The 20,729-nt window shown below is 45.7% G+C and carries 24 protein-coding genes; 13 read left to right on the top strand and 11 right to left on the bottom strand.

Features of this window, described 5'->3' with window-relative positions; translation table 11 throughout:
- Positions 1–57: 57 nt before the first annotated feature.
- Genes MARME_RS14245 through dnaQ form a run of 3 tightly spaced genes read left to right on the top strand, consistent with a single transcriptional unit; the run spans position 58 to position 1,950 of the window.
- Positions 58–798, top strand: coding sequence for a class I SAM-dependent methyltransferase (locus MARME_RS14245; RefSeq protein WP_013661964.1), 741 nt, complete (start codon positions 58–60; stop codon positions 796–798).
- The gene (rnhA, locus tag MARME_RS14240) at positions 795–1,238 is read left to right on the top strand and encodes a ribonuclease HI (RefSeq protein ID WP_013661963.1); all 444 of its coding nucleotides are present in this window, start codon (positions 795–797) and stop codon (positions 1,236–1,238) included. Before MARME_RS14245 ends, rnhA begins: the two co-directional genes overlap by 4 nt.
- Before the next feature lie 4 nt (positions 1,239–1,242).
- On the top strand, positions 1,243–1,950 hold the full coding sequence (gene dnaQ, locus MARME_RS14235; RefSeq protein WP_013661962.1) for a DNA polymerase III subunit epsilon: 708 nt from the start codon (positions 1,243–1,245) through the stop codon (positions 1,948–1,950).
- A gap of 69 nt (positions 1,951–2,019) precedes the next feature.
- Here dnaQ and MARME_RS14230 read toward each other — a convergent pair whose 3' ends face one another.
- From MARME_RS14230 to fepB, 5 genes are all read right to left on the bottom strand, one after another.
- Positions 2,020–2,295, bottom strand: coding sequence for a hypothetical protein (locus MARME_RS14230; RefSeq protein ID WP_013661961.1), 276 nt, complete (start codon positions 2,293–2,295; stop codon positions 2,020–2,022).
- Between the two features lie 321 nt (positions 2,296–2,616).
- Entirely contained in the window at positions 2,617–3,399 is a 783-nt protein-coding gene (locus MARME_RS14225; RefSeq protein ID WP_013661960.1) for an ABC transporter ATP-binding protein, read from the bottom strand.
- Between the two features lie 12 nt (positions 3,400–3,411).
- A complete protein-coding gene (locus tag MARME_RS14220; RefSeq protein WP_013661959.1) occupies positions 3,412–4,452 on the bottom strand; it encodes an iron chelate uptake ABC transporter family permease subunit in 1,041 nt (346 codons plus the stop codon).
- A 10-nt stretch (positions 4,453–4,462) separates the two neighbouring features.
- Entirely contained in the window at positions 4,463–5,512 is a 1,050-nt protein-coding gene (locus tag MARME_RS14215; RefSeq protein WP_013661958.1) for a Fe(3+)-siderophore ABC transporter permease, read from the bottom strand.
- Positions 5,499–6,554: a Fe2+-enterobactin ABC transporter substrate-binding protein gene (fepB, locus tag MARME_RS14210; RefSeq protein WP_013661957.1), complete on the bottom strand. Its 1,056-nt coding sequence runs from the start codon at positions 6,552–6,554 to the stop codon at positions 5,499–5,501. The genes MARME_RS14215 and fepB overlap by 14 nt, the downstream gene beginning before the upstream one ends.
- A gap of 240 nt (positions 6,555–6,794) precedes the next feature.
- Between fepB and MARME_RS14205 the strand changes: the two genes are divergently transcribed.
- From MARME_RS14205 to MARME_RS21550, 5 genes are all read left to right on the top strand, one after another.
- The gene (locus MARME_RS14205) at positions 6,795–7,961 is read left to right on the top strand and encodes an isochorismate synthase (RefSeq protein WP_013661956.1); all 1,167 of its coding nucleotides are present in this window, start codon (positions 6,795–6,797) and stop codon (positions 7,959–7,961) included.
- On the top strand, positions 7,958–9,673 hold the full coding sequence (locus MARME_RS14200) for a (2,3-dihydroxybenzoyl)adenylate synthase (RefSeq protein ID WP_013661955.1): 1,716 nt from the start codon (positions 7,958–7,960) through the stop codon (positions 9,671–9,673). Before MARME_RS14205 ends, MARME_RS14200 begins: the two co-directional genes overlap by 4 nt.
- A 104-nt stretch (positions 9,674–9,777) precedes the next feature.
- Positions 9,778–10,683, top strand: coding sequence for an isochorismatase (locus MARME_RS14195; protein ID WP_013661954.1), 906 nt, complete (start codon positions 9,778–9,780; stop codon positions 10,681–10,683).
- On the top strand, positions 10,683–11,540 hold the full coding sequence (gene dhbA, locus MARME_RS14190) for a 2,3-dihydro-2,3-dihydroxybenzoate dehydrogenase (protein ID WP_013661953.1): 858 nt from the start codon (positions 10,683–10,685) through the stop codon (positions 11,538–11,540). Before MARME_RS14195 ends, dhbA begins: the two co-directional genes overlap by 1 nt.
- A 60-nt stretch (positions 11,541–11,600) precedes the next feature.
- The gene (locus MARME_RS21550) at positions 11,601–12,299 is read left to right on the top strand and encodes a 4'-phosphopantetheinyl transferase family protein (RefSeq protein ID WP_013661952.1); all 699 of its coding nucleotides are present in this window, start codon (positions 11,601–11,603) and stop codon (positions 12,297–12,299) included.
- Here MARME_RS21550 and MARME_RS14180 read toward each other — a convergent pair.
- The 6 genes from MARME_RS14180 to hpf form a co-directional block, all read right to left on the bottom strand.
- The gene (locus MARME_RS14180; protein ID WP_013661951.1) at positions 12,294–12,620 is read right to left on the bottom strand and encodes a TusE/DsrC/DsvC family sulfur relay protein; all 327 of its coding nucleotides are present in this window, start codon (positions 12,618–12,620) and stop codon (positions 12,294–12,296) included. The genes MARME_RS21550 and MARME_RS14180 overlap by 6 nt on opposite strands.
- Before the next feature lie 157 nt (positions 12,621–12,777).
- Entirely contained in the window at positions 12,778–13,107 is a 330-nt protein-coding gene (locus MARME_RS14175; RefSeq protein ID WP_013661950.1) for a DsrH/TusB family sulfur metabolism protein, read from the bottom strand.
- An 11-nt stretch (positions 13,108–13,118) separates the two neighbouring features.
- Positions 13,119–13,472, bottom strand: coding sequence for a DsrE family protein (locus MARME_RS14170; RefSeq protein ID WP_013661949.1), 354 nt, complete (start codon positions 13,470–13,472; stop codon positions 13,119–13,121).
- A 20-nt stretch (positions 13,473–13,492) separates the two neighbouring features.
- The gene (gene tusD, locus MARME_RS14165; protein WP_013661948.1) at positions 13,493–13,885 is read right to left on the bottom strand and encodes a sulfurtransferase complex subunit TusD; all 393 of its coding nucleotides are present in this window, start codon (positions 13,883–13,885) and stop codon (positions 13,493–13,495) included.
- A gap of 308 nt (positions 13,886–14,193) precedes the next feature.
- Complete coding sequence (locus tag MARME_RS14160; RefSeq protein ID WP_013661947.1) at positions 14,194–14,850, bottom strand: Bax inhibitor-1/YccA family protein; 657 nt, start codon at positions 14,848–14,850, stop codon at positions 14,194–14,196.
- A gap of 263 nt (positions 14,851–15,113) precedes the next feature.
- Positions 15,114–15,431, bottom strand: a complete 318-nt coding sequence (gene hpf, locus MARME_RS14155) for a ribosome hibernation-promoting factor, HPF/YfiA family (RefSeq protein WP_013661946.1) — start codon at positions 15,429–15,431, stop codon at positions 15,114–15,116.
- Between the two features lie 246 nt (positions 15,432–15,677).
- Here hpf and MARME_RS14150 point away from each other — a divergent pair, with 246 nt between their 5' ends.
- From MARME_RS14150 to pgsA, 5 genes are all read left to right on the top strand, one after another.
- Positions 15,678–16,577, top strand: a complete 900-nt coding sequence (locus MARME_RS14150; protein ID WP_041648743.1) for a DnaT-like ssDNA-binding domain-containing protein — start codon at positions 15,678–15,680, stop codon at positions 16,575–16,577.
- Entirely contained in the window at positions 16,528–17,304 is a 777-nt protein-coding gene (locus MARME_RS14145) for a replication protein P (protein WP_013661944.1), read from the top strand. Before MARME_RS14150 ends, MARME_RS14145 begins: the two co-directional genes overlap by 50 nt.
- A 149-nt stretch (positions 17,305–17,453) precedes the next feature.
- Entirely contained in the window at positions 17,454–18,095 is a 642-nt protein-coding gene (locus tag MARME_RS14140; protein ID WP_013661943.1) for a response regulator, read from the top strand.
- Between the two features lie 45 nt (positions 18,096–18,140).
- The gene (uvrC, locus tag MARME_RS14135; protein WP_013661942.1) at positions 18,141–19,964 is read left to right on the top strand and encodes an excinuclease ABC subunit UvrC; all 1,824 of its coding nucleotides are present in this window, start codon (positions 18,141–18,143) and stop codon (positions 19,962–19,964) included.
- 132 nt (positions 19,965–20,096) lie between these two features.
- Positions 20,097–20,678, top strand: a complete 582-nt coding sequence (gene pgsA, locus MARME_RS14130; RefSeq protein ID WP_013661941.1) for a CDP-diacylglycerol--glycerol-3-phosphate 3-phosphatidyltransferase — start codon at positions 20,097–20,099, stop codon at positions 20,676–20,678.
- Positions 20,679–20,729: the final 51 nt, after the last annotated feature.

Here is a 20,729-nt window from a genome sequence, read left to right as displayed (position 1 = left end):
GCATTAGCTCGCATCTTTAAATAAGGTGCATATAACAACACTAAAGAGCAATATTGTATGTTGGATGACCAATCAAGACAATTTTTCCAGCAGTGGTATCAAACGTCGCTTGGTGAGCAGCTACTAAAACGAGAGATTCAGGCGATAAATGAAGAGATGGATCATGGCGTAGGGTACTACCTGTCGATCCAAACGCCTTTAAAAGCGCTCGATATTACAAACCATAGGATGCGTGAGGCATTTCATATTGCTCCAACGTTAGAATTGGGCGCTCCGGATTCGAGCATCATTGCGCGTTCAAGTGAATTACCGCTTGAGGGCGATGGCGTTGATCTTCATGTATTACATCACACATTAGATGTATCGCTTGAGCCTCATGATGATTTGCGTGAGGCCGCGCGAACGCTTTTACCAAGTGGTAAGCTGATTATCGTTGGGTTTAACCCATGGAGTATGTGGGGAATAAGGCGCGTGTTTTCTAAGCGTAAAAAAGCCCCGTGGTGTGGTCGCTTTATTAGCCATGCTCGATTAGAGGATTGGTTGAAAGTGGCGGGACTGACACTTGAGAAACGCCAGTTTATTTCCTATGCCCCACCTGTGCAGTCAGATAAGTGGCGTAGTCGCTTTCACTGGCTTGGTCAGTATTTTAAATTTTTAAAGCTGCCATTTGGTGGTGTTTACATATTGACAGTCACAAAAGAAACAAAGCGATTTATACCGATTAAACCAAGATGGAGAGGTGCTCGTGTTCGAGTAACGCCTCTCACTAAACCGACAATAAAAGAGATTTCAGATTGAAAGAAGTAACAATCTATACTGATGGCGCATGTAAAGGGAACCCCGGAATTGGTGGGTGGGGCGCTTGGTTAACCTTCGGGCAGCACGAAAAAAAAATGTGCGGCGGTGAGCACGATACCACTAATAATCGCATGGAATTAATGGGTGCGATTGAAGGCTTGAAAGCGTTAAAGGAATCTTGTGTTGTGACACTTTATACGGATTCTTCTTACGTTCAAAAAGGTATTACGCAATGGTTAGCAGGCTGGAAGAAGAAAGGTTGGAAAACCGCTTCAAAACAACCCGTTAAGAATCAAGATTTATGGCAGAGCTTAGACAGCGAATGCCAGCGCCATGATGTGACTTGGAAGTGGGTAAAGGGCCATGCTGGCATTGAAGGCAACGAAATTGCCGATCAATTAGCAAACCAAGGTATCGATGAGTTGAGAGCGAAGGGCTAAACAGATGAGACAAGTCGTACTGGATACGGAAACAACGGGCATCGACCCCAAACAAGGCCACCGAATTATTGAAATTGGGTGTGTTGAGATGATTGGGCGTAAGCTCACCAAGCGTCATTTTCATGTTTACATCAACCCCGATAGAGAAGTCGAAGAAGAAGCGTTTCAGGTTCACGGAATCAGCAATGAGTTTCTGGCTGATAAGCCGCGCTTCCATGAGATCGCCCAAGAGTTTCTGGACTTTATCCGAGGGGCGGAACTTATTATTCATAACGCACCTTTTGACGTCGGCTTTATGGATCATGAATTCTCCATGCTTGGGAACTTCCCTAAAACAAGGGATGTTTGTGAAATCTTCGATAGCTTGGTTTTTGCACGTAAAAAGCATCCGGGCGCGAAAAACAACTTGGACGCATTGTGCCGCCGTTATGGCATAGATAATTCGCATCGTGAACTGCATGGCGCACTGCTTGACTCCGAAATCCTAGCAGATGTTTATTTGCTTATGACGGGTGGGCAAACCAGTCTAGGCTTATCAATGAATGACGGTAGCGAAGGCGGCGATTCGGACAATGTGGGCGAGATTCGCAGACTGTCTCCAGATAGACCTATGTTAAAAGTATTGCGTGCGAACGAGACTGAAATGGCCGCTCATGAAGAGCGTTTGGACCTAATCGATAAAAAATCAGGTCAGTCTCTTTGGAGAAGTTAACCTCGACAGTTTAGGCTTTTCTTTTTTATTTCAGAGTCCTATTTGGTGTTTAAGACGGAGAAACGCGCTTTATAACGCGTTTCTCGTTGTCTGTTGAGTCGGAAAAGCATGAGAGCGTTGGGTGTTTACCTCGGTTGCAAAAATTGGCAGCCTTGTATCGGGTTGTACTTTCATCAGGATAAAATCCATTAAGGCATAAAGCTGCTCGCGATTCGCTGGCGTCGCGCTAACAACGCTACAGTTCGGGTCAAAAAAGCTCATAGAGTTGTCTGCTTCCTTCATCAATCCCATGGCGTGGCTTTTGCTTTCTATAATAAACACCTGTTCAATCGGTGCATTATCCACGATAGATTCCAGTTCTTTATTAAATAACGGTTCTTCCTCACGAGGTAAACGGTGCCTTAGCGCTTGGTCGCCGCATTAGTCGATTTATCTCAGAGCATCTGATGATAACCACTTCTTTGTTGCTCGCTTTCTAGATAGGTTATTTTTTGGGTAAGCGATCTCTTAAATAAGTGTCTTAACCGTAAGAAACGTTCCCTAGATTTTATAATTTTTTTAGAGAGGCTACTTTCTAAGAAAAAACATCGACGCTTTCTGAGAAAAAACCGGCAAGCGAGGGGCGAGTGTCGCCAATTTGTTTGCTTCCTAACGCAAATTGAAGAACTAATATCTCCCCTTAGGGACAACCATCGGTGTACCCGAAATAGGGTCTTTTATGATGACGGATCGCAAGCCAAATACATTTTCGATAAGGGTTTCGTTGACAATGTCGTTAGGGTTGCCCGTGGCGATGATGCGTCCTGATTTCATCGCAATAAGATGATCAGCATAGCGACAGGCGTGATTGAGGTCGTGAAGCACAGCAACCAATGTACGTCCGTTTTTTAAATTAAGGTCTTTAAAAAGATCTAATAGCTCGATTTGGTGAGCGATGTCTAGATAGGTCGTCGGTTCATCTAGAAGCAGCAGTGGCGTTTCTTGTGCTAATGCCATTGCGACCCAGACCCGTTGCCTTTGCCCGCCTGACAGCTGATCTACCTGTTGAGAGGCGAACTGAGCCGTGTCTGTTACGTCCAACGCTAGGTTCACAGCTCGTTGATCTTCTTCGCTCCATGGTTGAAACCACTTTTGGTGAGGGTATCGGCCTCGCGCGACAAGGTCGGTCACTTTAATCCCATCGGGTGCGGTAGCTGTTTGTGGTAACAGGCCCAAGCGCTTAGCAACGGTTTTAGTCGTCAGTGAATGAATGTCTTCACCATCGAGCAGTATTTGACCTTTTTGAGGGGGTAATAATCGGCTTAAGGCTCTTAGAAGGGTCGATTTGCCGCACGCATTTGGCCCAACGATTACAGTGAACTTACCCTCAGGAATCGAAACACTGAGGTCTTTTGCAATTTCATTTTGATCATAGCTCAGCGTGACAGAGTGTGCGTTAAGTATTGTCATAGATTTGATGTGTTAGTTTTTTGATTCATTTGAGATTAAATATACGAGATATAGACCACCCACACTGATCGTGACTAACCCCACAGGCAGCTTGGTGCTTGGTAATGCGTATTGTGCGAGACAGTCCGCAGACAAGAGTAACAATGCCCCCATTAACGCCGCTGCAAAGAGTGAACTTTCGTTGGTGTTTTTTGAAGATAGGTTTAATCGTTTGGCTATTTGGGGCGCAGCTAAAGAGATAAAAGCAATGGGCCCTGTTATAGCGGTTGGAGCCGCTGTTAAACAAACTCCGAGCAACAATAGTAAGAGTCGAGTTTTATTAACGCTTACGCCCAGAGCCGCTGCTAAATCGTCGCCCATTTCCAGCAGTTTCATTCTGGTCACAAGAAACGCAGAAACGATAAGCAAAAAGCCTAAAAATAGACTGATAGGAAGCGCCTTTTCCCATGTTATGCCATTTAAGGAACCGATACTCCAAAGTGCTGCTGTCATCGCGGTTTCGAGAGATACATAGAGAGAAAGCCACATATTAAAGGCGGTCAGCATGGCGCTGATTGCGATGCCTACAATGATCAGCCTGAACCCAGACATGCCATTACGATAGGCGAACAAATAGACGAGTAGTGCAGCAAATAATCCGCCGCCAATGGCGCCAGATACGATGAACCAAAATTGCGTGCCAATGAAGGCCATTGTCAGCAGCACGCCCGTAAAGGCTCCGACATTAAACCCCGTGACATCGGGACTACCAAGAGGGTTTTTAACTAAAGATTGAAAGATAGCGCCACTGACTCCAAGTGCAGCGCCGATTATGATCGCTGAAAAAATACGAGGCGCGCGCCATTGCCAAATAACTGTTGACTGTATCGGCTCAAACAGCGAGCCATGGGTGATTTTTAATGCTAGGTCTGTTATTTGGCTGTGTGACAGTTGTCCGTTAAATAATGAGAAAAAAGACAGGGCAAACAATCCAAACACAACCACAATGAAGGTTCGGCTCGGTTTGTAGGAGGGGAGTGAGCTTTGACTTGCTCTTATGAAGGTCTTCATCATTAAATGATCCTCACAGCTGGCTTGCGCTTTTTTTACGCGCTAAGTAAATCAAGATTGGTGCACCAACAAAGGCAGTCACGACAGACACCTGTAATTCACTCGTTAAGATCACACGGCCGACGATGTCTGAAAAAAGCAGCAAAATCGGCGTGAGTAAGCAGCAAAACGGAATGATCCAACGTTGATCTGGACCGACCATCCATCTCGCAATGTGGGGCATCATTAGGCTGACAAACCCTATTGGCCCCGCAGCCGCCGTTGCACAGCCACATAACAAGGTAATAATGACTAAGCTCGCTGCTTGGACTTTGACGATATGAGTACCGAGCGTTGATGCCAGTGCTTCTCCTAAGCCCATTGCATTTAACGAGGGCGTTAGAGCGAATGCGCCTAAGCAGCCAAGTGTCACGACTGGTGCGATAAATAGGGGAATATCTAATGTTCTTGCGTCTAAGCTGCCAACAACCCAAAACCGTACCGCATCAAACGCATTAGGGTTAAAGAGGGTCAGCCCCGAACTAATTCCACCCAGAACCGCGCCAATAGCCACGCCTGCTAATGTGAGTTTGAGAGGGTCTGGGCGTCCTTTCGTTTGTCCGATGGCGTAGACCAGTAGACTCGTTACGAGCGCGCCAACCGAAGAAAATATAAAAAATTCCCAAAGTGTCGTGACGCCTAAAAAAACAATACCAATTGCAATGGCTAAGCTCGCTCCAACGTTTACGCCTAATATGCCTGGATCAGCGAGAGGGTTTCGAGTAATCGCCTGAATAAGTGCGCCTGATACGCCAAGTGCCATCCCGACAAACAGTCCGTTTAATGTCCTAGGTATCCTTCCTTCCCATATTATGGCACTGTCTAGCCCAAGATCCCTTCCTTGAAGAATCTGAATTATAGTGGAAACAGAAATAGGCCTAGAGCCAATAGCAAGACTTACTACCATTGCAATCAGAAGCACAGCGATACTCGCGGTTAGCCAGAACAAGCGCTTTTTTCGCGTTAAAGAAACATGTCCCTGTATTCGTACAGAGTTTACTAGTGAGGAGTCAGAGGCTTGCATTGGCGTGTTTTTCTTTGAACAAGCGACTTAGTCGATCAATTAAATTACTCGCACTGTAGTAGTCCATCCTAAAGGTGTCGTTACCGACGGCATATACTGCGTCTTGCTGAACGGCTGGAATGTCTTTTAGGTAACTGTTCGATTTCACTTTCTTTTCCTGTTCTTTTTCAGCAGAAAAGAGCAGTAGCGTGTTACCAGTGACTGCATCAGGTAAGCGCTCACCTGTTGCGATGACGATGTCACTTCGTTTGCCCATGCTGATGTCACCTTTTACGGATTCAGGCAGTATGGCGAGCGAAAAGCCTAGCGCTTTTAGCAGGCGGCCTTGAGCGGACTTATCGGTCCAAATGTTAGCGCCAGTGCCGTCTGCGTAATAGACCATAGCGGTGGTTGGTTGCGCTGGGAGTGTCACCGTTTCTTTAAAGTGCTGAACTTTTGATTCGAATTCTGTAATCACCGATTTAGCGTTGTCTTCTTTGCCTAAAAAGTCTCCAAGCAAGGTGGCCAGCTGCATCCAGCTTTTATTGTCATAGCGAATAATGGCGGTAGGGGCGATGGATTTTAGTTGATCATAGAGCTTTCTCGCTGAGTCGCCTCCTGTCGCCGAAATCAAAATTAGATCGGGATGTTGTGCGACGATGGCTTCTGCATCTGGTTCTCTTTGATACAGTGAGACAAGATTTTGCTTATCGGCTATGTCACTCCATTGACGCATGAATCCATTTCTATCAGCGACAGAGGTGTTGGCGACGGTGCCACCTGACGCAATCACGGGCGCTTTTATGGCGAGTAGCGTACCCGTCATGGTGACGCTGGTTGAAACGATACGCTTGGGTGGCGCGTCGAGTGTTACCGGACCTTTACTTGTCATGAGGGTTCGAGGCCAGCCACTGGGGTCTTTTGTCACATCGTCAACTTTTAAGCCTGCGCTTTCTGAGTGCTCGCACGCAGAAAGCGCAAGGCTTGTGATCATGGCCAACGCAAGTTTAGCAAGCGCAGAAGAAAGAGCATGTTTCAGTGAAGGTGTGCGTGTGGTTGGCATAACGATATCCCTGCGAAGTAGAACCGAGCGCTATGTTAAACATTTCTTAATTATATTAATAGTAGTGATAAGGATTATCATTTATAAATTTGGTTTTAAGGGTTTTTCTAAAAGTCGTTATCTTCTAAATTTTGTGCAAGAAAAAATAACGTTTTAAAAAAGAGCTAGATAAACTTAATGATAGCTATTATCATTTAATAATGATTTACATGATCATTTGAAAAATAGAGGCTCTATTTCATGGACACACTTGTTTCAGGCTTTTTCGATTCTGCTTCCGTTACAACCTCTATGCCATTTTTATTTTATTCAAAGTCGAGTTCGGTAAGGTGTCGAGGCGCAAAAAGCGTTTTAGAATGTCCTCTCACGGATCCGACATTCAGCCGAAAGCTAGATGATCTCTTTAATCGAGAGAAAGCGCAGGGAGTCGACAATCCTATTGTCGTGGGTGCGATACCGTTTGATTTGGCGCAACCCTGTCATCTCATGGTTCCACAGTGGTTTACGTTCCAATCCGCCCCGCCGTTTGATATGTCTCAGTTTAATGACACAGGTTTTAAACACAGGGTACGTGCTCATCAATTTGTTCCTAACCACGATGTATTTATTCAATGTGTTGAACAGGCCCTTACTCGGTTTGACGATACGGATTTGAAAAAAGTCGTGTTATCGCGCTTATTGGAATTAGAGCTTGATAAAGACGTTGATTTAACGCGTCTAATGGGGAATGTGATGGCACAAAACCCTAACGCCTATCACTTTAATATTCCCGTTAAGGGGGGCGTTATGATTGGCGCGAGCCCCGAGTTACTGATTCGGAAAAAAGACGAACGGGTGTACTCAAACCCATTAGCCGGGTCCGCAAAGCGTCAAGATGATCAAGCGCTCGATGGCGCAGCAGCCGATGCGCTTTGGCAGTCGAAAAAAGACCAATACGAGCATCGCCTCGTTGTTGATTCCATTCGTTCCGCTATATCGGGTTACGTTAGTGATCTGAGGATTCCAGAAGAGCCTTCGCTTGTAAACACGCCGACCATGTGGCACCTCTCAACTCAGATTGAAGGATGCGTAAAAGAGTCTGCTACCAATACCTTTGATTTGATAAAAGCCATTCACCCAACGCCCGCGATGGGAGGAACCCCGACTCAACACGCTAAACAGGCGATCGATGAGATTGAACCGCATGACCGCCATTTCTTTAGCGGCTTAGTCGGGTGGGCTGATTCAAAAGGGAATGGAGAGTGGGCCATCGCGATACGTTGTGCAGAAGTCAACGGCGCGTTTGTCCGACTCTTTGCTGGGGCTGGCGTGGTACCTGACTCCAACCCTGAGAACGAATGGATTGAAACCGGAAATAAGATGCGCACTATGTTAAATGCCTTTGGAATTAAGAGGGATGCATTATGAAAACGCCATTTACGCCTTGGCCTACGGAGTTTGCACAGCAATATCGTGATAAAGGCTATTGGATTGATTCTCCTTTAACGGATTTGATTACAAAGGGAGAGGACGCTGATACGGCGATTATTTGTTCAGGAAGAGCGGGGCTTGAAAATCAGGATCTCAGTAGAGTGTTTAGCTATCGAGAACTAAGGGAAAAAGTGAGTTTACTGGCTTACTATTTTTCCAACGATTTAGGCTTGAGAGCCGGTGACACGGCTTTAGTTCAGTTGCCAAATATTGCCGAATTTTATGTCGTTTACTTTGCGTTAATGAAAGTCGGCGTGGTCTCGGTAAACGCACTCTTTAGTCATAACGAACGAGAGCTCAGGTCTTATTGTGAGCAAATACAGCCCACTGTCTTTGTTGGTAGTACGGCGCACAAATTGTTTGCATCGCCGAAGTTTGCGGCAGAACTAAAGGTGCTATCGACGAACCTGAATCATTTCTTATTGGTAGAGCCTTCGGATTGGGCCGATTGTATTGATGATATTTTGGTTGAGATCCTTCCCGAAAAGGATAAAGCCGTTGCTGCTATTGAGGCATTAGAGAACGAACGTGCACTAAAAGAAGTGTCAGAAAATGTCGCCTTCTTCCAGCTTTCCGGAGGCAGTACGGGGACGCCAAAGCTGATTCCTCGTACTCATAATGACTACTACTTTAGTATTCGCCGAAGTGCCGAGATTTGTGAGCTTTCACGAGCGACGCGTTACCTTTGTGCTTTACCTTGTGCACACAATTACCCGATGAGTTCTCCCGGTGCATTTGGCGTGTTTTGCGCAGGAGGGACAGTCATTATGGCCTCTAGCCCTGAACCGCAGTTGTGTTTTGACCTGATCGAAAAATACCACGTTAGTATGGCCTCATTAGTGCCTCCCGCTGCAGCAATGTGGGTTGATGCGGCAGAATCTCAATCTCATAACCTTGAAAGTCTACGCCTTATACAAGTGGGCGGTGCAAAGTTGAGCGATTCTCTCGCGCGGCGTATTCCTGAAGTATTGGGTTGCCAATTGCAGCAAGTATTGGGGATGGCGGAAGGGCTGGTTAATTACACCCGTTTAGATGACGACATTGAAACCATTATCACAACACAAGGAAAGCCAATGTGCTCATTGGATGAAGTAAAGGTTGTAAATGAAGTGGGTGAAGAGGTTCCGAAAGGCGTCGCAGGAGAGTTAGTTACTCGCGGCCCTTATACAATACGCGGATACTTTAATGCACCAGAACACAATCGTACCGTCTTTGATGAGGAAGGCTTCTATTACAGCGGAGACTTAGTTCGTCAGGATGAGAGAGGGTACTTAACGGTGGTTGGACGAGATAAGGATCAGATTAATAGAGGTGGCGAGAAAATTGCCGCAGAAGAGGTCGAAAACCTACTTTTGAAACATGAGCTTATTATGCACAGTGCGCTTGTTTCCATGCCAGACAAAACAATGGGGGAAAAGAGCTGCGCTTTCATTGTTCCAAAAGTGAAAGCACACCCTCTTAAAAGTGTCGGCTTGCGGAAGTATTTGCGCACACACGGTATCGCGGATTACAAGATTCCTGATCGTTTTGAGTTCATAGAAAGCCTTCCGCTTACACATGTTGGTAAGCCTAATAAGGTCGCATTAAGACAAATGATTAGTGACCGTCTTAGTCTCGAAAAGGCATCGTCTCGAAAAGGCATCGTCTAGAAAAAGCTTAGTCTCTACAGCACATGTTTCTAGAGCTCATGTTTCTAGAGCTCATGTTTCTAGAGAAAAGGCACAGGCATAAATAACGTAAACAAGGATTTGACATGGCTATTCCATCTATAGCAACTTACCCAATGCCAACGGTCAACGACTTCCCGAAAGGCAAAGTGGACTGGCAGCTCGACCCTAAACGAGCGGTTTTTTTAATTCACGATATGCAGGATTACTTTCTGCGCTTTTACGATCAGGGTTCAGACTTAATCCAGACGTTGAAACAGAACCTTGTTGATATCAAAGCATTTTGCCACCAACAGGGGATTCCTGTTGTCTATACCGCACAACCCAATGACCAAGCGCCAGAAGATCGTGCCTTATTAAATGATATGTGGGGGAGTGGGTTAAACGACTACCCTGAACTGCAACCTGTCATCAGTGAATTGACGCCCAGCGAGATCGATACGGTGCTGGTTAAATGGCGTTACAGTGCGTTTCATCGCTCAAACTTACAAGAGCTAATGCAAGGTTGGGGGCGTGATCAACTTATTATCGGAGGAATATACGCGCACATTGGTTGCATGATCAGTGCGGCGGATGCCTTTATGCGAGACATTCAGCCCTTTATGGTTGGGGATGCGTTAGCGGATTTTAGTGAAGATGAGCACAAAATGGCACTGTCGTATACGGCGGGGCGAACGGGGCGTGTCGTCTCCACAGAAGATGTTCTTTTGTCTGCTAAGCATTCAGAAGGCGCAACCTCAGAAGAGCCTTCTATGACCTTTGATTTGTTAAAAGCTCAGGTATTGGAATTGATTGATGAGGACGACCTCTCTGAATTTGAGTCGGATGATGAACTCATTGATTATGGATTAGACTCTATTCAAATCATGAGCTTCGTTACTAAATGGCGAACGCTCGGTGTCGAAGTGACCTTTGCAGAGTTAGTGCAAGCGGCTTCCTTAAACGGCTGGTGGGCGCTAATTGAGCGTAAGCAACAAAAGGTAGCCAACTGATGCCTGTTGCTCAAACAGTCACTCATCGTCCTGCTGCGCCTGATCCACTAGACTTTACAGGTAAAACCGTTTGGGTAACGGGTGCTGGTCGTGGCATTGGTCGAGAAGTGGCGTTGCAATTTGTAGAGAGAGGAGCCAACGTCGTTGGCTTCGACCTTCAATTTGAGAAGGCTGACGTGACGACCAGTCCTTTAGAGGCGCTAGCGCAGAGCAAAGAGCAAAGCTCGGAGAAAGAGCGCGGAACCTTGATTAATGTTGAGTTGGACATTAGTGATGAAAGTGCGGTCGATAAGCAGGTTTCTAGGTTGCTAAAGGAGAGTTCAGCGCTGGATATCCTCGTCAACGCCGCTGGCATTCTTAGAATGGGCGCGGTTGAGGACACCTCACTAGACGACTTTAAAAAGTGTTTTGATGTCAACGCAGGCGGTGTATTTCTTATGCTAAGAAGCACCATCCCTCATTTTAAGAAACAAAAATCAGGCTGTATTGTGACGATAAGCTCAAATGCTGCGAAAGTGCCGAGGGCGAATATGGCCGCTTATTGTGCATCGAAGGCCGCTTTGTCCGCGCTAAATAACACAGCAGCGCTTGAGTTAGCGCCCTATGGTGTACGTTGTAATCTTGTTTGCCCAGGGTCGACCGATACACCGATGCAACGCATGCTTTGGACCAGTGATGATGCTGAATCAAAGACCATTCAGGGCTTTCCTGAGCAATATAAGCTCGGTATCCCACTGGGTAAAATCGCTCAACCAAGTGAAATTGCGCAAACGGTCCTATTCTTTGCTTCGCCGATGGCGAGTCACATTACAATGCAGGATGTTGTTGTTGATGGTGGCGCAACGTTAAATGCCTAATGCGGTTTAAATGATTGTTTGAATGACAGATATCTCACTCAAATCGGGTATGATATCGCCATGACAACAGTATCTTACCTACCTTTAAAAAATGCGGGGATATCCATCCCCGTTTCGTATTTCCCCTTTCAGACGGCGCTACTTCGTGAGTACGAGACGTCTTTCTTCGGACAACTTCCAGCGGACTATGGGAAATGGGTCGCTAAACGCAAAGTGAGTTTTCTTGCTGGGCGTCTTGCTGTACAGCAACTCCTAACGCATTTGGATCTACCCAATATGGCGGTTCTTAAAGCGGAAGATGGAAGCCCTATATGGCCTAACGGTTGGAAAGGGAGCATTGCGCACGCGAATGATCAGGCCATAGCCAGTGTGTTGCCGGCTCAATCCGTAGCGGAATCGAGACTGCAAGGATTGGGCTTGGATGTTGAGAATCTTGATAAAACGGAAATCGTGCTTGAGACTCAAAAAATGATTGCGGTGGAACGTGAAGTGTCGCTGTTGGAAAGCGTGGGTTATGACAAGGCCGTTGCACTTCTAATGATCTTCTCGATCAAAGAAAGTGTCTTTAAGGCTGTCTACCCAAAATACGGCGTCTATTTTGACTTTCTGGATGCTGAGTTAGTTTCAGTGAATCGGTCCGAGGAATGGGAAGTACGGCTCACGAGAACGCTTTCAGAGACCTTCCCCGCGGGCTTTCCACTAACGGTCAAAGCTTGGGTTGAAGAAAGTCGTGTGTACTCATACTGCTATTGGTTATAGACAATTCGCGGGTTTGGGCAGTCCAGCGATTTTTGCACCAAGCTTTGGAGGGCTGCCGGGAAACAATGTCATTAAATAGATGCTTTTGCCTTTGTCTGCCCCGAGTTTTTTCGACACGGCTTTTACCAGTGGGCGCATTGCTGGGGACACTTCAAATTCCTTATAGAAGTCTCTCAATAGGTAAATGATGTCCCAATGAGCGTCCGTAAGCTCAATGCCTTCCACTTCTGCAATTTCGGTTGCAAGTGATTCACTCCAGTCGTTTAGGTCTAGTAGATAGCCTTCTTCGTCTAGGGCTAAGTTTTGATAACTTGGTTGCATATTTCACCTTCTATCTAGGAGCCTAAGGCCCTAGGTAGGAATATTAAGTTTGTGGTATTGGTTGTTGTGAAAGCGTTGCACAACCCCATGCAAAGCTCTCTCTAGTACTAACTGTCTATTTCGGATTGTCTAGTGCTGGTTGTCGTAAGCTAGCGTATTACCAGCTAATAATTCGATCGCATTCAGCGGTAAGTTCTAGCCACTGATTATCGTCAATAATTTGGTAAATCGATTCGTCTACCTTTAGGCCGTGTGCTTTGGCATCAATTTCTCGAACGAACAAAGTGACGGACTGTTTTGTTGATTGCTCTTTTAATTGCTCTTTTGATTGTTCTGGGGCTTGAGCAGACAGAACAGGTGTACTTTTTAAGGCTCTAAGCACGCCAGATTCAAACAGCAGGATCGAGTCCCCGTTTTGTAGTGACAGTTGCCAATCTCGTTCAATCGACGCAGGGTACTGAGCTTTATTTATTTGATGTAGAGTCATGAATGTTGACCTTAAAAACGAATAATCTGCGAATGCTCGCGTAGTATTTTAGACCAAGCATTCTCATCGACCGCTGTAACGCCAGACCAAACAGCGTGTTTAGGCGAGTAGAGCTCTAGATCAAATTCCAAGGCGTAAATCTCTTCTATGTCGTAAAACTCAAGTCCGTCGAGTAATTTATAAAGGTGCTTACCCTGTGCTTTTTCAGGCAATTGCTCTTCTAAAAGAAGGCTTACGCCGTCGCCTGAGAACGCGAGAGAAACAGGTTGCTCGAATGTTCCGAGTACCAACGCAAGGTCAAGTCCTTCTTTTGCGCTTGTCGTCTCATACGGTGAGGACGAAAATAAAATGAGCGTTTTTTGCATCGCTAAATCCTCGTAATTGACTAACGAAATTGAACCACTTTATCCGCTAAACTGTTTAGCTCTACCCACGTTCCTAGACCTTCTAGCTGAAAATGATCGGAGCAGTTGTGTGCGTTTAGCTCGTGACGTTTGCTTTCATTTTCATTGAGAACGCCACGCCTAATTGCAGCGGCAATGCAAACATACAGCGGAGTATTAGATAGTTTATGGAAGGCTTCCCATTCACTGAGTACATTGTATTCATCACGTGGCGGGTTGGCTAAGCGGTTCGCTACCGCGACACCTTCTTCATAAAAGAAGACGCCTAATAATTCATGTTCATGATGAGCGTCAATACGTTGCGCGAACGCCAATGCAGACTGGCAAGCTTTTGATTGAGTAGGGTGGCCCGTGACTAAAAGAGCGTATTTCATGTTGTCGTATCTTAAGCGTCTGAGTCTATGGGAAGCATGTCTTTAAAAAGAGAGCGTATAAAAAGAGTGTCTAATAAAAAGGCGTTTAATAAACAGTCGCATCATAAAGCTGGTATCAAGCGGTCATTGTTTAGCTTGAGCAGAACCAAATGATATCGAACCTAGTGCGATGATATTTATTAAGATAGCACCTGTTGCGATAGTACCAATAAATAAGGCCGCAGTCAGCGGCCTTATTGTGTTCTGATTTTCTATCGTGCTTATTGTTCTAACGTAGAAGGCTAGGTTAGAACTAAGCGGTTAATAGATTAATCGTCGCTAGACATACCCATAATAGATAGGATGCTTAGGAACATGTTGTAGATGGAAACGTATAACGTTACCGCTGCAGTAATGTAGTTTGTTTCACCGCCGCGTACGATTTGGCTTGTTTGAAGCAAAATAACCGCGCCAGAGAACAAGGCAAAACCCGCAGAGATAAATAATTGCAACGCTGGCATTTGAATGAAGAAACCCGCAATTATCGCAAATACAAGAACGAAGAAGCCAACAGTGATGAAGCCACCGAGAAAGCTAAAATCTTTCTTAGAGATCAGAGCGTAAGCAGAAAGGCCAAGGAACGATAGACCTGTGATGCCAAGCGCGCTCATGATCATACTTGCGCCACCTTGAATGCTTAGGTAAGCATTTAGGATAGGCCCCAACGTTAACCCCATGAAGCCAGTCAGTGCGAATACGCACAGTAGGCCAATGGCGCTGTTTTGAAATTTGTGAGTTAAAAATAGAAGGCCATAAAAACCAACCAAAGTAATAATAATACCAGGGTGTGGTAAATTTAAGGCCATGCTAACGCCGGCTGTGAATGCGCTGAACAACAAAGTCAGTGCTAATAGGCCGTAAGTATTACGAAGCGTCTTATTTACGACCTCTGATGATGGTACCGAAATAGCGTCTGTATAACGCATTGGGGTTCTCCTTAAAGTTTTGGTCTCTACTATAGACATAATATGGGGGGTTACGGTTCAAACTTCAAGGATCAATTTGTTATAGATATATGAAATCTTAGGAAGAACGGTTTTAAAAGAGGCTTAAGGCGAATTATCGAGAGGTTTTGTCTTTTATGTCGATTATTTTCGTATCTAGAAGCGCCCTCTAGGAGGGCGCGTTGTTAGGGGTGAAAAGTAGTCGTCTTTAAAAATAGCGATCAACCAAACGTAATAGATAGAGATTAAGACGCAACGACTGATTTGTGTGTATTGGCATTGAGTTTGGTTTTGTGTTTTTCGACCTGCCTAACGAGCTTGTCAATCATGCCATCAATCGCATGAAACAGTCTCTCTTCGGAGGTTGCTGCGGCGAATATTTCCTTGCCTGGTAGATGAACCCTTGCTTCGGCTTTTTGTTCTTTGCTGTCCTTCATTAGCGTGACATTCACAGAGGTAATTTGATCAGTAAGCTTTGATACTTTGGTAAGCTTTTCGTTGACATGATCTTTGATCGCGGGAGTGATATCGATGTGATGGCCTGTGATGTTAATTGTATGCATACAACTTTCTCCTCAGTAAATCGTGTCGCGAAGTGGAATGGAATACTACTCTTTTGTTGCGGCACAACTTCAGCATAGAAGGGGCTTTTTTCGCTGTCAACAGCAAAAAAGTACGATGACATACTTGTGTCATATTCTTGTGTTACCGACGAAAAATTTTCTTGATATCGCATCTTGGTTAGAGTTATCGTGATAAACGGTGCACGTTCTGGTAAACTTCTTTGCCCACGATTTTTAGTGATTCCTATGCACGATTCAAAGTTCACATTGCCATTATCATTCAAGCTCGCCAGTGAAATTGGGCTAGAAGAAAGTGTGTTGTTGTCTTTTTTACGACAGAATGCGTTTGTGATGCGCAACAATGTTCTGCACTTCCCTGACGATTCATTAATGACCTTATTGTCTTTTTGGACAACGCCGATTTTGATCAGGCACTTAAATAGCCTGCAGGCCATGAATCAGCTTAGATATCGACGTACCGAGGCGGGAATTGATGTACAGCTTGCTGAGGTAACCGCGTCGCCGGTGACGTCAAATGTAGCGACAGAAACGGGGCAACCTGTTCAACCAAGTCGATACCCTGATCTAGATGAAGGTGATGTCGTTTCAAAAGTGGGCAAACTTCAGCGAGCAGCCAGAGAGAAATCGAACGTAAGCGCAGACAGACGGCAGGACTCAGGTCATGCGATGCCTTCCTCACGATCGAAGTCGGCAGCACCGCAACCGCAACCTATCGTCGCCAACCACCGAGCGAAAGCAGACTCGAACTTTTCAGCAAATCATCCTGCTCCGTCCGATCGACGAGGCGTGTCTGATTTTGATATCTACTTGGAGCAGAAAGAGCGAACGCGTCAGCCTGATCAATGGCTACCTGAAGAGGCGACGATAGAGCAAATTTGTCAATCGGGCATTCCTCGTCAGTTTGCCACGGAGCTTCAACCTGAATTCTTACTACGTATTCGAGAACAGCGCAAAAATGTACGTACATGGAACAGTGAATTCTTTAAATACGTGAAACGACAATGGCAATATAAACAATCAGATAGGCAGTCCTATGAAGGAACCTCAGTCAGCTCATCATCTGGCAAATCCTCTCGTGAACAAATTAGCAGCGCCCTCACAAACATCCACGACACAGACTGGTAACGCAAGCGCTGACCAACATTCCGCTGATAGCTCACAGCAGACAGAAGAGCAACAACGCACCCGCTTGCTGGTAAATATGTTGTTTGCGCGTTTCAAGGCGATATATACCCATAAATTTGCCTCAGCATACAGCACAACAGAAGAAGTGAAGCTCGCTAAGCGCGAATGGGCGATTGCGCTCAAAGGTTTTAAAGAACCGTTATTGGCTTACGCCGTCGAGCGAGCGAAAGAGCAATTCGCATGGCCGCCGTCTATTTCAGAGTTTTTAAAGGTCATTCATTCTGCTTACACAGCTTATGGATTGGTAGAGCCTCGGGGAGCCTATGCAGAAGCGGCGCGTTGTCGTATCGACCCGCGGGAATTTAAATGGTCTCATCCTGTTGTTTTCCATGCTGGCTGCGAAGTGGGGTGGTTCAAACTGAAAACAGAAGAAGAGCATGTCACTTGGCCGGTATTCGAAAAAGCGTATTTGTCTTTGATGGATCGGGTTATCGAAGGCGAAAGTTTTACCATACCAACGGTGACTCTGATTGAAAATAAAGCGACTTTGAATGTCGTTCAAATTATCAGCGAGATTGCTGCCTCCTTGTCGACCTCGGAAGATGAGATTGCACCGATGCTATATTACCTTCACAAAACCCCTAACACATTGATCCGTAAGCAGTATAGAGAAAAAGCGCTAAAGCAGCTTTTAGCGTTGGGATATCAAGGAAATATCCCAGATTAAGGGGTAGAATGTTTAAAAACGTAAACAATGTAATTAAATGCACATATTTGTCTAGGCTGAAACCGCGCTAAGAGATAATATAAAGAATAAGCGGTAGATAACGATAAAGCCTGTAAAAAGCTATAAATGTATTGGGTGGTGAGGCAACAGTGCACAAGATACTCATAGTGGATGACCACGATTTAGTGTGTGAAGGATTAAAACGAGTTTTGCAGGATGCGCCAAACTTGGTAGTGATTGGCGTAGCTCATAGTGGAGAAGAGGCCCTTGAGTTTATACGTGAAGAACAACCAAACATCGTGTTGATGGATGTTCATATGCCAGGCATCGGTGGACTAGGAGCGACTGTGGAAATTACACGTCGTTATCCCTCTATTAAGATCGTTGCCCTGTCAGCGATGGACGACAACCCGTACCCAACCAAGTTGATTGAAGCGGGAGCAAGTGGTTACGTCACCAAAGGCGCTGAATCACTAGAGCTTTTGGATGCAATTGATACTGTATCGAAAGGTGAGCGTTACATTTCTAAGAGTGTTGCGCAGAAAATTGCACTTGCAAAAACCTCTTCGATAGATGGTGACTCGCCGTTACACGCCTTGTCTGAAAGAGAGCTACAAGTCGCTCAAATGATCGTGGATTGTAAAAAATCCAACGAAATTGCCGATCAATTGAATGTCAGCCCTAAAACGGTCAGTACGTACCGAGCTCGCATTTTCTCTAAACTTAACATTGAAAGTGATGTTGAGCTGGCTCGATTAGCGATGCGCTATAACATACTCGGTCTAGGTTAATTTACTTCCTTCCAAAGAGCTTCAAAACGTATATAACGAGGTTGCGTGGACAATTCAGAGTTTGACCCTAAGCATTTTGTTCGTCACTTAACGACAAGGCCGGGGGTCTATCGAATGTATGGCAAAGACGAGTTGCTGTATGTTGGTAAGGCAAAAAACTTAAAAAATCGAGTGTCTAGCTATTTTCGCGCAACGGGACTAACGACCAAGACGATGGCGTTGGTGAGTCGTATCGACGCCATAGAAATTACGATCACAAAAAGCGAAACTGAAGCGCTTCTGCTTGAACAAACTCTAATCAAGCAACATCGTCCTCCTTATAATATTTTACTTCGCGACGATAAATCATACCCTTACATCCTTTTGTCACATCATGACCATCCCGCGCTCTTGTTTCGAAGAGGCGGAAAGAAAGTAGAGGGTAAGCTTTACGGCCCATTCCCCAGCGGTACTGCAGTAAGGGAAAGCCTAAGCACCATGCAAAAGGTGTTTAAGGTTCGTCAATGTGAAGACTCCTACTACGCCAACCGAACCCGTCCTTGTCTTCAATATCAAATCAAACGTTGCTCCGGCCCTTGCGTCGATGGGCTTATCGCGGATGAAGAGTATGCAAATGACGTTCGCCACGCACGTATGTTTTTGGAGGGTAAGAACCAAGAACTTGTTAGTGAAATTACCGCGCAAATGAAAACGGCGGCGGTGGATATGGAGTTTGAGCGCGCCGCTGAGCTGAGAGATCAGGTCGTGCAGCTCAAGCACATTCAAGAAGAGCAGAATGTCTACGGGCAAAGCGGGGATGCTGACATTGTTGCTGCGATTATCCAGCCCGGCGGCCTATGCGTGCATCTAATGCTGGTGCGTCAAGGCAAGGTAACAGGCAGTAAAAGTTACTACCCGAAAATGCCGATAGAAATTTCCGAAGCCGAGTTGTTGAGTAATTTTGTCGCCCAGTTTTACTTGTCTGGCGGGCATGAGCTGCCTAAGTCGATTATTCTCAGTCACGACGTAGAAGATATGGATGTTCTTCAAGCGGCACTGTTCGAAACCTCAAAACGAAAAGTAGAAATCACGTCTCAAGTTAGAGGGCAGCGCGCACGCTGGTTAGATCTTGTTAAGCTAAACGCCGAGCAAGGTCTGCAAGCCCGCTTAATGGATAAGCGTAACCACTTTAGTCGTGTGGCCGCGTTGCAAAAGGTATTAGGCTTCAAATCTCCTCCGAGCCATATGGAGTGCTTTGATATCAGTCATTCAAGCGGTGAGGCCACCGTAGCATCGTGTGTCGTATTTGGGCCGGATGGGCCGGACAAAAAGCGTTATCGCTCATTTAATATTGAAGGCGTTGAAGCAGGCGATGATTACGGTGCCATGAAACAAGCGCTTCAGCGCCGCTACAAAAGAGTAAAAGACGGTGAAATAGACGCGCCAGACGTCTTGCTGATTGACGGTGGTAAGGGGCAGCTAACGCAAGCAGAAGACGTACTAAAAGAGCTAGGTTTGGTGGATATCTTTCTACTGGGTGTTGCCAAGGGTGATACTCGTAAACCCGGACTAGAGACCTTGTACATTGGTTCTAAGGAAGACGAAGTGGTTTTGCCGCCCGACTCATCGGCATTGCACCTAATTCAGCACATACGGGACGAAGCGCACCGCTTTGCCGTCAAGAGTCACCGTCGTCGCCGCGATAAGAAGCGCCGACATTCCGTGTTGGAAGAAATACCAGGCGTTGGACCAACGCGAAGAAAAGACCTTCTTACTTCTTTTGGTGGTTATCAAGAGTTGCTCGCCGCGAGTCAGGAAGAAATAGCCAAAGTTAAAGGAATTAGCGCAAAAAAAGCAGAAGAGATATACCAATACCTCCATAAAAGTTAAGCTATGAGTATCATCTGCGCGTGCCCCCTTAAAAACTGAAACACTTTGGAGTGTATCATAGTGGTACGAGCAGAGAACCTTGCTTTGTTTAAAGTCGAAAATTTTCATTAAGCTGTATTCGTTTGGACAACAATGAACATACCTAATATTCTGACATCGCTTCGCATTTTCATGATTCCTATTATGGTGGGGCTCTATTACCTGCCTTGGGAAGGGAAGTATCACACCTGCGCCATTATTTTTGCCATTGCTGCGTTTACCGATTGGCTCGACGGCTTTCTTGCCAGAAAGTTAGATCAAGCCACCCCGTTTGGTGCGTTTTTTGATCCTGTTGCAGACAAGGTGATGGTCTCAGTTGCACTGGTGTTACTGATCGCTAGCTATTCAACTCCGCTAATGACATTGGCTGGCGCCGTGATCATAGGGCGCGAAATTGTGATTTCTGCGTTACGTGAATGGATGGCGGAAATTGGCAACCGTGCAAGTGTGGCAGTGTCCTACGTTGGTAAACTAAAAACAGCCATGCAAATGTTGTCCATCGTTATCTTATTAGGGAATAAGCCGGGGACGGAATGGGCAAACGTTGGTGAGTGGGTGCTTGTGGTTGCCGCGTTGCTAACGCTTTGGTCTATGTATGTCTACTTAAAAGCGGCATGGCCTTCGTTAATGCCCAACAAAGTAGATGAAGCGGACGCAAACGAAAAAAATGGCTAAGTAGGCAATTTATTTAGATTTTTCCCTTGACCTTGAGGCCAAAATCCATAA

It is taken from the genome of Marinomonas mediterranea MMB-1 (assembly GCF_000192865.1).
GTDB classification, from domain to species: domain Bacteria; phylum Pseudomonadota; class Gammaproteobacteria; order Pseudomonadales; family Marinomonadaceae; genus Marinomonas; species Marinomonas mediterranea.
Note: the sequence above shows the minus strand (reverse complement) of the source record. Positions and strands in the feature narration are given on the sequence as shown.